Below are 14,431 nucleotides of genomic sequence, written 5' to 3' on the forward strand. Positions count from 1 at the left end.
GGGGTGTGAAGGCCACCCAGCCCCCTGACGACCACGTCATCGTGCTCTTCGGCGCTACCGGCGATCTGGCCCGGCGCAAACTGATCCCAGGCCTCTTCCGTCTCGCCGTAGCGGGCCTCATGCCCCGCGCCTACCGCATCGTGGGCTCCGCGCCCGCCTCGGACGCGCTCACCGAAGAGGGCTTCCGGGCGCGCGCCCGGGACGCCGTCGCCGAGTTCTGCGCCGACGGGCCCGTCGGCGAGGACTGGGAGGCCTTCGAACGCACCCTGAGCTTCGGCGCCGCGGACCCCGGGGACACCCGGCCGCTGCTCGACGCCGTCCGCGCGGCCGAACGCGACCTCGGCGGCAGCCCCCGCCGCCTCCACCACCTGGCCGTACCGCCCGGCGCCTTCGCCTCCGTCGTCGAGGAACTCGGCCGCACCGGACTCGCCAACGGCGCCCGGGTCATCGTCGAGAAACCCTTCGGCACCGACCTCGCCTCCGCGCGCGCCCTCAACGACACCCTCCACACCGTCTTCGAGGAGGAACGGGTCTTCCGCATCGACCACTTCCTCGGCAAGGAGTCCGTCGACAACATCCTCGCCCTCCGCTTCGCCAACGGCCTCTTCGAACCCATCTGGAACCGCGACCACATCAGCCATGTCCAGATCGACGTACCCGAGACGATCGGCATCGAGGGCCGCGCCGGGTTCTTCGAACAGACCGGTACCTTCCGCGACATGGTCGTCACCCACCTCTTCCAGGTGCTCGGCTTCGTCGCCATGGACCCGCCCGTCGACCTCGGCGCGAAGGCCCTGCGGGACGAGAAGGACAAGGTCTTCCAGGCCATGCGACCGCTCGACCCCCGCCGGGCCGTGCGCGGCCAGTACGACGGCTACCGCGCCGAGCCCGGCGTCGACCCGAGCTCCGGCACCGAGACCTTCATCGCCCTCCGTGCCGAGATCGACAACTGGCGCTGGGCCGGCGTCCCCTTCTACCTGCGCTCCGGCAAGTCGCTCGCCCGAAGGCGGCAGGTCGTCACCCTCCACTTCAAGGAACCCCCGCTGCGGATGTTCCCCGAGGTGCGGCACCCGGTCGAAACCTGCGCCAACGCCATGGTCGTCGACTTCGACGACCCCGGCTGGATCGCCGCCCGCTTCCTCGTCAAAGAGCCCGGCCCCAGCATGCGGCTCGGCCCGGCCAGCATGACGTTCCGCTACGCCGACTCCGTCCGGCAGCGCAGCGGCCTGGAGGGCTACGAACGGCTCATCCTGGACGCCATGCTCGGCGACCAGGCCCTCTTCACCCGCTCCGACGGCATCGAACGGCTCTGGGAGGTCTCCGCCCCCCTGCTGGAGGCGCCCGGGGAGGTGCTCCCGTACCCGCCCGGCTCCTGGGGGCCGGACGCCATCCACGACCTGATCGCCCCGCACCACTGGTACCTCCCGGATGACACCGACGGCGGCGGGGAAGGCACCACACCATGACCCGCCTCGGCCTGCCCGACACCGTCCGCGCCTGCCTGTTCGACATGGACGGCGTCCTCACCCGCACCGCCACCGTCCACGAGGCGGCCTGGAAGGAGACCTTCGACGCCTTCCTGCGCCGCCGCGACGGAGCGGCCTTCCGGCCCTTCGACCACACCGACTACGACCGCTACGTCGACGGCATGCCCCGCGCCGACGGCGTCCGCTCCTTCCTCGCCTCACGCGGCATCCACCTCCCCGAGGGCGCCGACGACGACCCGCCCGGCCTCGACACCGTGCGGGGGCTCGGCGACCGCAAGAACGCCCTCGTCCTTACGAAGATCAAGGAGCTGGGCGTCGAGGCCTTCCCCGGATCGGTCCGCTACGCCCGCGCCGCCCGGGACGCCGGACTGCGCCGCGCCGTGGTCTCCTCCAGCGCCAACTGCCAAGCCGTACTGGCCGCCGCGGGCATCGAGGACCTCTTCGAGGTACGGATCGACGGGATCGTCGCCGCCGAACGGCACCTGCCGGGCAAGCCCCACCCCGACACCTTCCTCGCCGCCGCCCACGACCTCGGCACGCCCCCCGGGGCGGCCGCCGTCTTCGAGGACGCCCTGGCGGGCATGGAGGCCGGCCGGGCCGGCGGCTTCGGTTTCGTCGTCGGCGTGAACCGGGCCGACCAGGCCGGGGAACTGCGCGAACACGGCGCCGACGTCGTCGTCGACGACCTCGCGGAACTGCTGGGGGAGGCCCCGTGATCACCCATCCGTCCTATATGGTCGAACCTTGGTGCCTGCGCGAGACCGAGCTCTCCATGGACGTGCTCTCCCAGAGCGAATCGGTCTTCGCCCTCTCCAACGGCCACGTCGGCTGGCGGGGCAATCTCGACGAGGGCGAGCCGCACGGCCTGCCCGGCTCCTACCTCAACGGCGTCTTCGAGTTCCGGCCGCTGCCCTACGCCGAGGCGGGCTACGGCTATCCGGAGTCCGGCCAGACCATCATCAACGTCACCAACGGCAAACTCGTCCGGCTCCTCGTCGACGACGAGCCCTTCGACCTGCGCTACGGGAAGTGCCACAAGCACGAGCGGCTGCTCGACTTCCGGACCGGGCTGCTCCACCGCACCGCCGAGTGGACCTCGCCCAGCGGCCGCAGCGTACGCGTCCGCTCCACCCGGCTGGTGTCCTTCACCCAGCGCGCGGTGGCGGCCATCTCCTACGAGATCGAGCCCCTCGACGACGAGATGCGGATCGTCGTCCAGTCCGAGCTCGTCGCCAACGAACAACTGCCCCACGCCGAGGGCGACCCACGCGCCGCCGCCGTCCTGGAGACCCCACTGGTCGCCGAGGAGCACCACGCCCACGCTGCGCGCATCCGGCTGCTGCACCGCACCGCCCGCAGCGGTCTGCGGGTCGGTGTGGCCGCCGCGCACTTCGTCAGCGGCGCCAAGGCCGAGACCGCGTCGGAGAGCATCGAGGACCTCGGTCGCTTCACCGTCACCTCACGGCTGCGGCCGGGCCAGAAGCTGTGCGTGGAGAAGATCGTCGCCCACGGCTGGTCCGCGGTGCGCTCGGCGCCCGCCGTGCGCGACCAGGTCGACGCCGCCCTTGCCGCCGCCACCAGCACCGGCTGGGCGGGCCTGGCCGCTGAACAGCGCGCCTACCTCGACGAGTTCTGGGCGGGCTCCGACGTCGAGGTGGACGGTGACGCCGAGATCCAGCAGGCCGTCCGCTTCGCCCTCTTCCACGTCCTCCAGGCCGGCGCCCGCGGCGAGGCCCGCGCCCTGCCCGCCAAGGGACTGACCGGCCCCGGCTACGACGGCCACTGCTTCTGGGACACCGAGACCTTCGTGCTGCCCGCGCTCACCTACACCGCGCCCCAGGCCGTGGAACAGGCCCTGCGCTGGCGGTACAACACCATGCCCGAGGCCCAGGAACGGGCCCGGCAGCTGGGCCTGGCGGGTTCGGCCTTCCCCTGGCGGACCATCAACGGCAGCGAGTGCTCCGGCTACTGGCCGGCCGGCACCGCCGCCTTCCACATCAACGCCGACATCGCCGACGCCGTCGTCCGCTACATCCGCGCCACCTGCGACGACGCCTTCGAACGCGAGGTGGGGCTGCCCCTGCTGGTGGAGACCGCCCGGCTGTGGCGCTCCCTGGGCCACCACGACCACCACGGCGACTTCCACATCGACGGGGTGACCGGGCCGGACGAGTACAGCGCCATCGCGGACGACAACGTCTATACGAACCTGATGGCCCAGCACAATCTGCGGGAGGCCGCGGCCGCCGCCGAACGCCACCCCGACCTCGCCTCGGCCCTGGGCGTGGACGACGAGGAGACCGCCGCCTGGCGGGACGCGGCCTCCCGGATGACCCTGCCCTACAACGCGGAGCTGGAGGTGCACGAACAGTCCGAGGGCTTCACCCGCCACCAGCTCTGGGACTTCGCCCGCACCCACGCCGACCGGTACCCGCTGCTGCTGAACTTCCCCTACTTCGACCTCTACCGCAAACAGGTCGTCAAGCAGGCCGACCTCGTCCTCGCCATGTGCCTGCGCGGGGACGCCTTCACCCCGGAGGAGAAGGCCCGCAACTTCGCCTACTACGAGCAGCTGACCGTGCGCGACTCCTCGCTGTCCGCCTGCGGGCAGGCCGTGATGGCCGCCGAGGTCGGCCATATGCGGCTCGCCTACGACTATGTGGGCGAGGCCGCGATGATGGACCTCTCCGACCTGGAGGGCAACACCCGCGACGGCATCCACATCGCCTCCCTCGCGGGCACCTGGTTCGCCCTCGTCATCGGCTTCGGCGGGATGCGCGAGGACGACGGGCTCATCGCCTTCAATCCCCGGCTGCCGGAACAACTGGGCCGCCTCGCCTTCACCGTCCAGTTCCGGCAGCGCCGGGTGCGGGTGGAGATCACCGGGACCACCGCCACGTACACCCTGCTGGACGGCGACAGCCTCGACATCCGCCACTGCGGCGAGCGCATGACCCTGGTCTCCGCCTCCCCGGAGTCCCGCCAGATCCCGCCCATCCCCACCGGCCCCGCCCCCGAGCAGCCGTCCGGCCGCGCCCCGGCCCGCCGGGGCCGCGCGACCGGCCACCCGGAGGGGGAGGGCGCGCGCTAGCCGGGCGCTCGGGCGGGAGTGCTCTCGGGCCCCCTCGGTCACCGCTCCCCGCCCGTGGCGCTGCGCCAGCCGTAGCCCGTGCTGCGGAGGCGGCGTTGGACGCGGTGGAGTCTGGGGTGACGGTCGCGTTGCTCGCGGGCGGCGCGGTCGAGTTCCTCGGCCAGTCGCTCGGTCCGTTTCTCCACGTCGAGCTCGTCCAGGATCCGGTCCACCTCCGCCAGCAGCGCCCCGTGGAGCTGCCACTGGCCCGGGTGCCGCCGGACGCCCTGGAGGAGCAGCTCGGCGGCGCGGTCGCGGCTCGCGCGGCCGGCGGCCAGTCCGGCGACGAGCCGGGACTCGGCCTCCTCGGCGTTGGCGCTCACCTGGGTGGTGATCAGGACGGCGAAGCTCTCCACCGCGCGGGCGAGGTGGATGAACACCTCCCGCATCGCCTCCGCCACATCGGGGGCGAACAGGGGTGCACCGGTGCGCTCCTTGGCGAGGTCGGTGAGGGTGCGGCAGATGACCCGCAGGACGACGGCGGCGATCTCCAGGGCGTCGAGGCCGGTGCGCAGTACGACCCGGTGGAGCAGGCCCTCCCTGACCCGGGGATTGAAGCGCAGGCTGTCCTCGGCCTGCCGCAGCGATGCGTCCACCTGCACGATCTCGTGGTCCAGGCGGCGCGCCTCGTGGAGCCGGGCCGCCGCCTCCACGACCGGGGTGTGGCCGCCGAGTTCCTCGCCGACCCGCCGCAGGAGCCGTCCCATCCGGCGGGACAGGTGCTCGATGGCCTCGCTGGCGGGCTGCACCCACACCGGGGGGACGAACAGGATGTCGAACAACAGTCCGACGACGGCGCCGATGAGCGTCTCCAGGACCCGGTCCCAGGCGGTGTAGCCCACCCGGGTCACCCCGAGGACCAGCATGGCGCTGATCGCCACCTCCGGCACGAATTCGCCCGCGCGGACGAACCGGCCGATGATCAGCGAGGCCAGGATGATCAGCCCCAGGCTCCACCACGTCAGGCCCACGACGACGCTGAAGCCGATGGCGATCAGCACGCCCGCCACCACGGAGTTCACCCTGCGGATGCCGGTGGTGAGGGTGGAGTAGAGGGTGACCTGCACCACGAGGATCGCGGTGAGCGGGGCGGTGAGCGGCGCCGGCTCGCTGCTCAGCTGGAGGGCCACCACATAGGAGATCACCGCCGCCAGCGTGGAGCGGACCGCCTGGACGACGGCGGGCTCCCGGTGACGTCGCACGAGGGTCGTCAGGGGGTCGGTGAGGTCGGGCAGCACGCTGTGCCTCTTCCCGCCGCCGCGTCCCCGGGTGTCCTCGGGAGCTGTTTCAATCACCTGTATGGGTGATCACATGGTGGTACGCGTGTTCATGGGGCCGGAAGGCGAAGGCGGCAATCCGCTCGCGATCGTCGAGGACGGCCCCGGGGTTCCCCCGGAGTCCCGGCAGGGGCTCGCGGCGGAACTGGGCTTCAGTGAGACCGCGTTCGTCGACGACCCAGCAACCGGCCGTGTCGACATCCGGACGCCCAGCGCCCCGCTGCCGTTCGCGGGGCATCCGCTGGTCGGCGTCGCGTGGTGGCTGCGGCGGCGGGGACGAGCGGTGGACGTGCTGCGGCCACCGGCGGGGGAAGTGCCCACGTGGCAGGAGGGGGAGACGACCTGGATCCGGGCCCGGGCCGGATGGGCGGCCGGGCGGCGCACCCAGCGGTTCGCCTCGGTCGCCGAGGTGGACGCGCTGCCCGCGCCGCCGCCGGGGGAGGGCTGGCTGTACGCCTGGGCCTGGGAGGACGAGACGGCGGGGCGGGTACGGGCCCGGGGCTTCCCCCGGCGCGGCGACGGGATCGTCGAGGACGAGGCCACCGGTGCCGCCGCCCTGACCCTCACCGCCGAGCTCGGACGGGACCTCGTCGTCCGGCAGGGCGTGGGCTCCGTGATCCTGACGCGCTGTCACGGGGACGGCACCGTGGACCTCGGCGGCCGGGTGGGCGTCCACTGACGGCCGGCGGGATCGGAGCCGGCGGGCCCGGAGCGGGCGGGGTCAGAGCCGGCAGTGCCGGGACGCCGGCGCGCGGTGGGCGGTGACGGCGCGGTCGAGGTTGGTCGCGGCGCTGATGAGCGCGAGGTGGGTGAAGGCCTGGGGGAAGTTGCCCAGGGCCTCGCCCGCCGCGCCGATCTCCTCCGCGTACAGGCCCAGGTGGTTGGCGTGGGTGATCATCTTCTCGAAGATGTACCGCGCCTCGCCGACCCGCCCGGCCCGGGCCAGCGCCTCGACGTACCAGAAGGAGCAGAGGTTGAACGTCCCCTCCCGGTCGTTGAACCCGTCGGTGCCGTCGGTCCGGTAGCGGTGGACGAGGCTGTCGCTGACCAGCTCGTCCTCCAGCCGCCGGACCGTGGACAGGAACCGCGGGTCGGACGGGCCGGCGAACTTCACCAGCGGCATGATCAGCAGGGACGCGTCCAGCGTGCGGCTCTCGGCGTACTGGACGTACGCGCTGAGCTCCGGCGACCAGCACTCCTCCTGGACGTAGCGGTAGGCCGACGCGGCGGCGTCGCGCCAGCGCTCCACCGGGGCGGGCATACCGCGGTGGCGGGCGATGCGCATGGCGCGTTCGAAGGCGACCCAGGTCATCAGCGCCGAGTAGGTGAAGCGCCGGCGGCCGCCGCGCGTCTCCCAGATCCCGTCGTCCGGATCCTCCCAGTGCTTCTCCAGCCATTCGAGCTGACGGCTCAGCGCCTCCCACAGCTCGTAGGAGATGGGCTCGCCGTACTTGTTGTAGAGGTAGACCGAGTCCATCAGCTCGCCGTGGATGTCGAGTTGGAGCTGGTCCGCCGCGGCGTTGCCGATGCGCACCGGGCGGGAGCCGCGGTACCCGGCGAGGTGGTCGAGCACGGTCTCGGGCAGCTCGGAGCGGCCGTCGATGCCGTAGAGCACCTGGAGCCCGGCGCCCGGTGGCACCTCCATGCAGCGGTGGTGGAGCCAGTCGATGAACGCCGCCGCCTCCTCCGTGAACCCCAGCCGCATCAGCGCGTAGAGGGTGAACGCGGCGTCGCGGACCCAGGTGTAGCGGTAGTCCCAGTTGCGGCCCCCACCCACGAACTCGGGCAGCGAGGTGGTGGGCGCGGCGACGAGGGCGCCGGTGGGCTGGTGGACGAGGAGCTTGAGCACGAGCGCGGAGCGCTCGACCGCCTCCCGGTAGCGGCCCTGGTAGGTGGAGCGGCGCAGCCAGCCGTCCCAGTAGCGCAGGGTGTCGTCGAGCAGCCGGGACGCCTCGCCGCGGGCGAACGGGCGGGTCTCGCCGCCCCACTGGGCCGCGAGCTCCAGCGTCCGGCCCGGCTCCAGTACGACGGTGGCCACGGCGGCGTCCCCCTCGGCGCGCAGCGGCACGGACGAGCGCAGCACCAGCGTGCCGGCCGGGCTCGTGAAGACGGCGCCGACGCCCTCGACCACCTCGACCGTGTGCGGGGCGCGGGCGTAGTCGAACGCCGGCCGGCACTCCACCTCGATCGTGGCGCTCCCGCGCACCATCCGTACCTGGCGGACGATCTGCCGGACGCCGCTCGCCGGGCAGGACGGATGGTCCGGCACCATGAAGTCGTACAGCTCCGCGACCGCGGCCTCGGCGAGGAAGCGGGTCAGCAGGACATTGGAGTCCGGCAGGTACATCTGCTTGGTGCGCTCCACGTCGCGCACCCGGACCGAGAACGAGCCGCCGCGCTCGGTGTCGAGGAGCGCGCCGAAGACCGAGGGCGCGTCGAAACGGGGCAGACAGCACCAGTCGATGGTGCCGTCGACGCCCACCAGCGCGACGGTGTGGAGATCGCCGATGACGCCGTGGTCCTCGATGGGCGGCGCGACGGTCTGCCGTGGCCCGATGTCGTGTTTCATGACCGACCCTCCTCGGCGGAGGCGCGACACCACCCGTTATACCTCCGGTGGCGCGGGCGCGACAGCGCGCGGAGCGGCGTCGGCCGTCGTTCAGGCGTCGGGGTGCGAGCCCAGCTGGAGCCTCACCTCCAGCTCGTGCTCGCCCGGCACCGTGCCGTGGTCCTCCACCCCGAAGACCACGCCGAGCTCCTCCTTGACCTGGCGCACCGGGTCGGCGGCGCCGAAGAGGTCGACGGTGACGGGCGCGGCCAGCCGGGCCGGTGCGACGGCGCGCGGGGTGGCACGGGTCCGCGCGTCGACGACCATGCACCACACCGTGGCGCCGCCCTTGGCCGCCGCGCCGGCCGACGCCTTCTCCTCCGGACCGCTGACCTCGGGGAACGCCGCTTCCAGGGCACCGAACACGGTGCTCGCGTCCTCCTGGCCGCAGCCGGTGAGATGAACGCTGACATGGTCCGCCGTCTCGAGGCCGCTCATCACCCGGTGCTCCTCTGCCCTCTGCTCATCCGTGGTCCGACCGTACGAGAGGGCGGGCCGCGCCGCCCGGCGGCGGGGGCCATCCGGACGGCCACCCCCCACACATCAAAGGATTCCTTTGATCTAATGACGGAATTCTTTATTCGACTTATGGAGTGAAGCTCGGTAGCGTCGTTGATGTTGGCTTTTCCCGACCCGTCAGAGGCGGTGTTTCCGTTGGTGGGCGAGCGCCGAGTGGCGACTCCTTGGAAGTTCATGGCCGCTACCGCGATCCTGTGGGGCTCGGCCTTCCCGGCGATCCGTGTCGCGCTCGACGGCTACGAGCCGACCGCCATGGCCGTGCTGCGGCTGGCCGTCGCCGTCGTCCTCCTGCTGCCGTTCGTCTTCACGGGCCGGATCAGCAGGCTGCGCCGCGGCGACGCGCTGCGGATGGCGGGCTTCGGGCTCACCGGCATGACCGCCTATCAGCTGCTGCTCTACGCCGGTGAACGGCACGTCGAGGGCGGCACGGCCGCCATGCTCGTCGCCACCTCCCCGGTGTTCGCCACCGTCCTGGGCATGCTCGTGCTGCGCGAGCGGCCCGGCGCCTGGGGCGTCGGCGGGCTCCTCGTCGCGCTGACCGGTGCTCTGGTGGTCGCCTTGTCGGGCGGCGGCGGGGGCGGTTCGCGCTCCGGCATGGCGATGGTCGTCCTCGCGGCGGCCGCCCAGGCGACGTCCTTCATCCTCCAGAAGCCCTTGCTGCGCCGCTACTCCGGCATGGACTGCATCTTCTACGGCAGCCTCTTCGGCCTGGTGCCCCTGCTGTTCTTCGCCCCGAAGGCGGCGAGCCAGGTGGCGGCGGCCGGCTGGCAGCAGAGCGCCGCGGTGGTGTGGCTGGGCCTCGGCTGCACGGTGCTGGCCTTCTGCACCTGGTCGCGAGTGCTGGAGGCGGCCACGGCCTCGACGAGCTCCCTCGTGCTCTACGCGGTGCCGGTCGCCGCGCTGGCGCTGGACGCGGTGCTCATGGGCGTCCTGCCGAGCCCCCTGGCGGCCCTGGGCGGCCTGATCGTCCTGGCCGGTGTCGGCGTCGCCGCCATCCGCCGGCCGTCCGGGCGCAGCCGGGTGGTGGCCGGTTCGGCCCCACGCGAGAAGACGGACGCGACGGAGACGACGGACGCGGCCGACGCGCCGAAGGCCCCCGCCACCCGCTGAACCGGCCTCGCCGGACACCGCACGCGGTGTCCGGCGATTTTTTCGTGCCGGGATTTCGTGCCGGGATTTCCGTCCCGGGATCTTTCGTCCCGGGATTTTCCGTCCCGGTCCCCGATGACCGCCGGGTGGGCGGCCACGGACCCGTGCGGACCGTGATTGTCAGACCCCGGTGCGACACTCTCCGTCATGAGATGGGCAGTGGCCGAGACGGCGGACGGGAGCGCGCGCCTCTGCCCGGTCGACGGGGAGGGGCGGGCCGCAGGTCCCGTCGAGACGGAGAGGAGCGCGGCCGAGGCGGTCCGGTCGCGGCCCGGGGTGGACCGCTGGGTGTGGCGGTCCACGGCGGAGACCTACGGACGGCTGCTCGCGGCAGGTGTCCGGGTCGAGCGCTGCTACGACGTCGAGGCCGCCGAGGCGCTGCTGATCGGGCACGAGGAGGGCCAGTCCGGCCAGCCCCGGTCGCTGCCCGCGGCCTGGGCGCGGCTGCGCGGGCTGCCCGTGCCGGCCGACCCGCCCGCGCGGGCGGCGGAGACCCAGCCGTCCCTGTTCGCCCCCGGCCCGGTGCCCCTGCCGCCGGGCACGGACGAGCTGACGGCCCTGCTGGAGGTGTACGCGGAGCAACTGGCCCGCACGGAACGGACCGCGCACCCCGGACGGATGCGCCTGCTGACCGCCGCCGAGTCCGCGGGCACCCTGGTGGCCGCCGAGATGGGCCGGGCCGGGGTGCCCTGGCGGGCCGACGTCCACCGGGAGCTGCTGCTGGAGCTGCTGGGCGAGCGCTATCCGGGCGGCCAGGAGACCCGGCGGCTGGCCGAGCTGGCCGACGAGGCGTCCCGCGCCTTCGGCGACGGCGTGCGCGTACGGCCCGACCTGCCGGCCGACATCGTGCGGGCCTTCGCCCGCGAGGGCATCGCCCTGTCCTCCACCCGGGCCTGGGAGCTGCAGGAGATCGACCACCCCGCCGTCCCGGCGCTGCTGGAGTACAAGAAGCTCTACCGGGTGCACACCGCCCACGGCTGGGCCTGGCTCCAGTCCTGGGTGCGCGACGGCCGCTTCCGGCCCGAGTACGTGCCCGCCGGCACGGTCACGGGCCGGTGGACGACCAACGGGGGCGGGGCGCTCCAGATCCCCAAGGTGGTGCGGCGGGCGGTCGTCGCCGACCCGGGCTGGTGCCTGGTCGTGGCCGACGCCGACCAGATCGAGCCCCGGGTGCTGGCCGCCGTCTCCCGCGACCCCGGGCTGATGGACGTCGCGGGCAGCGGCCGCGACCTCTACGCCGATCTGGCCGAGCGGGCCTTCTCGGGCGACCGGGAGCGGGCCAAGATGGCCATGCTGGGCGCCATCTACGGACAGACCTCCGGCGACGGCCTCAAACACCTGGCCGACCTGCGCCGCCGCTTCCCGGCGGCCGTGGCCTTCGTCGACGACGCGGCCCGCGCGGGGGAGGAGGGCCGCCTGGTGCGCACCTGGCTCGGCCGCACCTGCCCGCCCTCCGCCACGGCCGGCGCGTACGACGAGGCGGGCATCCCCCAGGACGAGGAGCCCACCGCGCCCGGCAGCACGGCGGGCGCCCGCGCCCGGGGCCGCTTCACCCGCAACTTCGTCGTCCAGGGCAGCGCGGCCGACTGGGCGGTGATGGTCCTCGCCCTGCTGCGCCGGTCGATCGCGGACATGGCCGCGGAGTTGGTCTTCTTCCAGCACGACGAGGTGATCGTGCACTGCCCCGAGGAGGAGGCGCCCGCCGTCGTGGACGCCATCCGCGCCGCGGGCGACCACGCCGGGCGCGTCGCCTTCGGCGACACGCCCGTGCGGTTCCCGCTCACCACGGCGGTGGTGCGGTGCTACGCGGATGCCAAGGAGTAACGATTCGCCCCTGGCGCGCCCGTCACGCCACGGCCCGCTCCGCCTCCGCGCGGAGCCGGTTCTTGTCCGGCTTGCCCGCGTCGGTCAGCGGCAGGGCCTCGGTGAAGGAGACGCGCGCGGGCTCGTACATGGCGCCACGGCTCTCGCGCACCAGCGCGCGCAGCTCCTCCTCGTCGACGTCGACGCCGGCGCCCGGGCGGCGGACGACGACGGCGTGCACCTGCTCCATGTTGTCGGCGTCGCGGACGCCGAAGACGGCGCTCTGCGTCACGCCGGGGTGGGAGTTGAGGACGTCCTCCAGCTCGGAGGTGTAGACGTGGCCGCCCACCACGATGATCATCTCCTTGAGCCGGTCCACGACCGCGAGGAAGCCCTCGTCGTCCAGCCGGCCCAGGTCGCCGGTGTGCAGCCAGCCGTCGCGCAGCACCTGGGCGGTCAGCTCGGGCTGCTTCCAGTAGCCGGTCATCAGGTGCGGGGAGCGGACGCAGATCTCGCCGAGCTCGCCGTTCGGCAGCGCCCGCCCGGACTCGTCGCGTATCTCCACCTCGATGTGGGGCAGAACCTTGCCCGCCGTGCGCAGCAGCTCCGGGCGCGCCAGGTCGTGCTGATCGGGCATCAGCATGCTGATGCCGCCGGCCTCGCTCTGCCCGTAGAACTGGACGAGCACGGGCCCGAAGCGGCGTATCGCGTCGGCCAGCCGCGCGGGGGAGGCCTGGCAGCCGCCGTAGACCAGGGCGCGCAGGCTGGAGGTGTCGGTGGTGGCCGCGTCCGGGTGGTCCATCATCCGGTACAGCAGCGGCGGCAGGAGGAAGAGGTCGGTGATCCGCTCGCGCTCGACGGCCGCGAGCACCGCGGCGGGGTCGAAGTCGTCCTGGAGCACCACGAAGCCGCCCGAGCGGAGGGTGGTGTCGGCGAACGAGCCCCCGGCGTGCGCGACCGTGGTGCACAGCAACTGCCGGCGCGGGTAGTCCTGGTGCTCGAAGAGGTATGTGGTGTGCTGCGCGAAGGTGCTGCAGATCCCCTTGGGGTGGCCGGTGGTTCCGCCGGTGTGGCGGATGGTGCAGATGTCCTCCGGCCGTGCCTCGCCGGGCAGGGGCTCGGCGGACTCGGCGGCGGCCAGCTCCAGGAGGTCCTCGCCGAGCGGCGCGGGCCCCAGCGTGAGGACGTCCTTCACCGGCACCTGCGCGGTCACCTCGGCGGCCCGGCCGGCCCAGCGCGGGTCGACGATCAGGGCCCGGGTCTCGACGTCCTCGACGATGGCGGCCTGCGACTCCGCCGACAGCTTGTTGTAGAGGTGGTTGACGGAGCAGCCGAGGAGATTGGCGGCGTACCGGGCGGCGATGACCTCGGGGAGGTTGCCGCTGAGCAGGGTGACGGTCTGGCCGCGGCCTATGCCGCGCAGGCGCAGGGCGCGGGCCATGCGGAAGACGAGGGCGCGGAGTTCGCCGGCCGTCACGTACCGGCCCTCATGGCTTAAGGCGTGCCGGTCCGGGGCGGTGTTCAGGGCATCGAGGATGTCCTCCACATGACTGCGGAAGGTGCTGGGGGTGGCGGTCATCAGGGTTTTCCTTCCGGCGGCGGCAGCGCTGTCGGCCGCCGCTCATATAGTTACCTAGGGCAATTATATGAGCGGTCCACCCCATCGATCAAACGAACCGGCGGTCCGGTTTCTTCCCGTGAGGCCCCGACACGCCCGGGACACGCCCCCGGCACGCCCGTGCCCGGTGCCGCTCGGAACAGAGGCACCGGGCACGGGCGGGGGTCACTGCCCCATGATCCTCGCGAAGGTCGCCGGATCGGCGTCGAAGCCGCGGACGCCGCCCCGGAAGGTCCAGGCCCCGGAGGCGTCGCGGGCGAACTCCGCGACCGTCGCCGCCGTCGCCCCGCCGACCCCGGAGAAGTCCTCGTCCGCCAGCTGCTCACGGTCCGCCCGCACCCGCACACCCGTCCCGGCGACGCTCGCGAACGTCAGCCGCCCGTCGCCCTGCTGTATGGCGACGCCCACGACCACCCGGACGTAGTCGGGGCTCAGCCGGTCGAGCTCCAGCGTCATGACCTCGTCGTCGCCGAAGCCCTTGCCGTCGGGGCTGTCCCGGTTGAGCGTGATCGTGCCGTCGGGGGAGCGGCTGTCGAAGTGCACGAGGTAGGCGGGGTCGCCGTGCGGGGCTCCGGCGCCGTACGTCGCCGCGATCAGGTCCAGATCGTGGGGAGCCGCGCCCGGAGGGCTCGGATCCCACCTCAGGGCCACCACGACCCGTTCCAGCCCCTTGTTGAGACCGCTCACCGGACTCTTGTTCAGACCGCTCACAGGACCTCCCCTTTCCTCGGCGCGCCGACCCTCCATGGTGCCACGATGGAGCCGCGCGCAGACGGCCGAAGTCCCATCGCCCGGGCGGAGCTGACGGGAAATCGGCCCGGGACGAGAACCCCGGGGAGA

The 14,431-nt window shown here is 73.0% G+C and carries 11 protein-coding genes; 6 read left to right on the forward strand and 5 right to left on the reverse strand.

The window, feature by feature from the left end:
- The first annotated feature begins 5 nt into the window (after positions 1-5).
- Genes zwf through ACFYZR_RS20380 form a run of 3 tightly spaced genes read left to right on the forward strand, consistent with a single transcriptional unit; the run spans position 6 to position 4,578 of the window.
- A complete protein-coding gene (gene zwf / locus ACFYZR_RS20370) occupies positions 6-1,466 on the forward strand; it encodes a glucose-6-phosphate dehydrogenase (protein WP_391912143.1) in 1,461 nt (486 codons plus the stop codon).
- Complete coding sequence (locus ACFYZR_RS20375; RefSeq protein ID WP_391912145.1) at positions 1,463-2,203, forward strand: HAD family hydrolase; 741 nt, start codon at positions 1,463-1,465, stop codon at positions 2,201-2,203. Before zwf ends, ACFYZR_RS20375 begins: the two co-directional genes overlap by 4 nt.
- On the forward strand, positions 2,200-4,578 hold the full coding sequence (locus ACFYZR_RS20380; protein WP_391912146.1) for a glycoside hydrolase family 65 protein: 2,379 nt from the start codon (positions 2,200-2,202) through the stop codon (positions 4,576-4,578). The genes ACFYZR_RS20375 and ACFYZR_RS20380 overlap by 4 nt, the downstream gene beginning before the upstream one ends.
- Before the next feature lie 38 nt (positions 4,579-4,616).
- Here the strand turns inward: ACFYZR_RS20380 and ACFYZR_RS20385 are convergent, their stop codons facing one another.
- The gene (locus ACFYZR_RS20385) at positions 4,617-5,852 is read right to left on the reverse strand and encodes an FUSC family protein (protein WP_391912379.1); all 1,236 of its coding nucleotides are present in this window, start codon (positions 5,850-5,852) and stop codon (positions 4,617-4,619) included.
- 64 nt (positions 5,853-5,916) lie between these two features.
- Between ACFYZR_RS20385 and ACFYZR_RS20390 the strand changes: the two genes are divergently transcribed.
- Positions 5,917-6,573 (forward strand): PhzF family phenazine biosynthesis protein, encoded by a 657-nt coding sequence (locus ACFYZR_RS20390; RefSeq protein ID WP_391912148.1) that lies wholly within the window; start codon positions 5,917-5,919, stop codon positions 6,571-6,573.
- A 42-nt stretch (positions 6,574-6,615) separates the two neighbouring features.
- Here ACFYZR_RS20390 and ACFYZR_RS20395 read toward each other — a convergent pair whose 3' ends face one another.
- Positions 6,616-8,463: a glycoside hydrolase family 15 protein gene (locus tag ACFYZR_RS20395; RefSeq protein WP_391912150.1), complete on the reverse strand. Its 1,848-nt coding sequence runs from the start codon at positions 8,461-8,463 to the stop codon at positions 6,616-6,618.
- Positions 8,464-8,553: 90 nt separating this feature from the next.
- Positions 8,554-8,940: a hypothetical protein gene (locus ACFYZR_RS20400; protein ID WP_391912152.1), complete on the reverse strand. Its 387-nt coding sequence runs from the start codon at positions 8,938-8,940 to the stop codon at positions 8,554-8,556.
- Between the two features lie 255 nt (positions 8,941-9,195).
- Here ACFYZR_RS20400 and ACFYZR_RS20405 point away from each other — a divergent pair, with 255 nt between their 5' ends.
- Together ACFYZR_RS20405 and ACFYZR_RS20410 are read left to right on the forward strand one after the other, a co-directional pair.
- Positions 9,196-10,131, forward strand: coding sequence for a DMT family transporter (locus tag ACFYZR_RS20405; RefSeq protein ID WP_391912153.1), 936 nt, complete (start codon positions 9,196-9,198; stop codon positions 10,129-10,131).
- A 186-nt stretch (positions 10,132-10,317) separates the two neighbouring features.
- Positions 10,318-11,994: a bifunctional 3'-5' exonuclease/DNA polymerase gene (locus tag ACFYZR_RS20410; protein WP_391912155.1), complete on the forward strand. Its 1,677-nt coding sequence runs from the start codon at positions 10,318-10,320 to the stop codon at positions 11,992-11,994.
- Positions 11,995-12,016: 22 nt separating this feature from the next.
- Here ACFYZR_RS20410 and ACFYZR_RS20415 read toward each other — a convergent pair whose 3' ends face one another.
- Together ACFYZR_RS20415 and ACFYZR_RS20420 are read right to left on the reverse strand one after the other, a co-directional pair.
- On the reverse strand, positions 12,017-13,552 hold the full coding sequence (locus ACFYZR_RS20415) for an AMP-binding protein (protein WP_391912157.1): 1,536 nt from the start codon (positions 13,550-13,552) through the stop codon (positions 12,017-12,019).
- 204 nt (positions 13,553-13,756) lie between these two features.
- Positions 13,757-14,278: a TerD family protein gene (locus tag ACFYZR_RS20420; RefSeq protein ID WP_391912381.1), complete on the reverse strand. Its 522-nt coding sequence runs from the start codon at positions 14,276-14,278 to the stop codon at positions 13,757-13,759.
- Positions 14,279-14,431: the final 153 nt, after the last annotated feature.

Source organism: Streptomyces sp. NPDC001678, assembly GCF_042892945.1.
Taxonomy (GTDB): domain Bacteria; phylum Actinomycetota; class Actinomycetes; order Streptomycetales; family Streptomycetaceae; genus Streptomyces.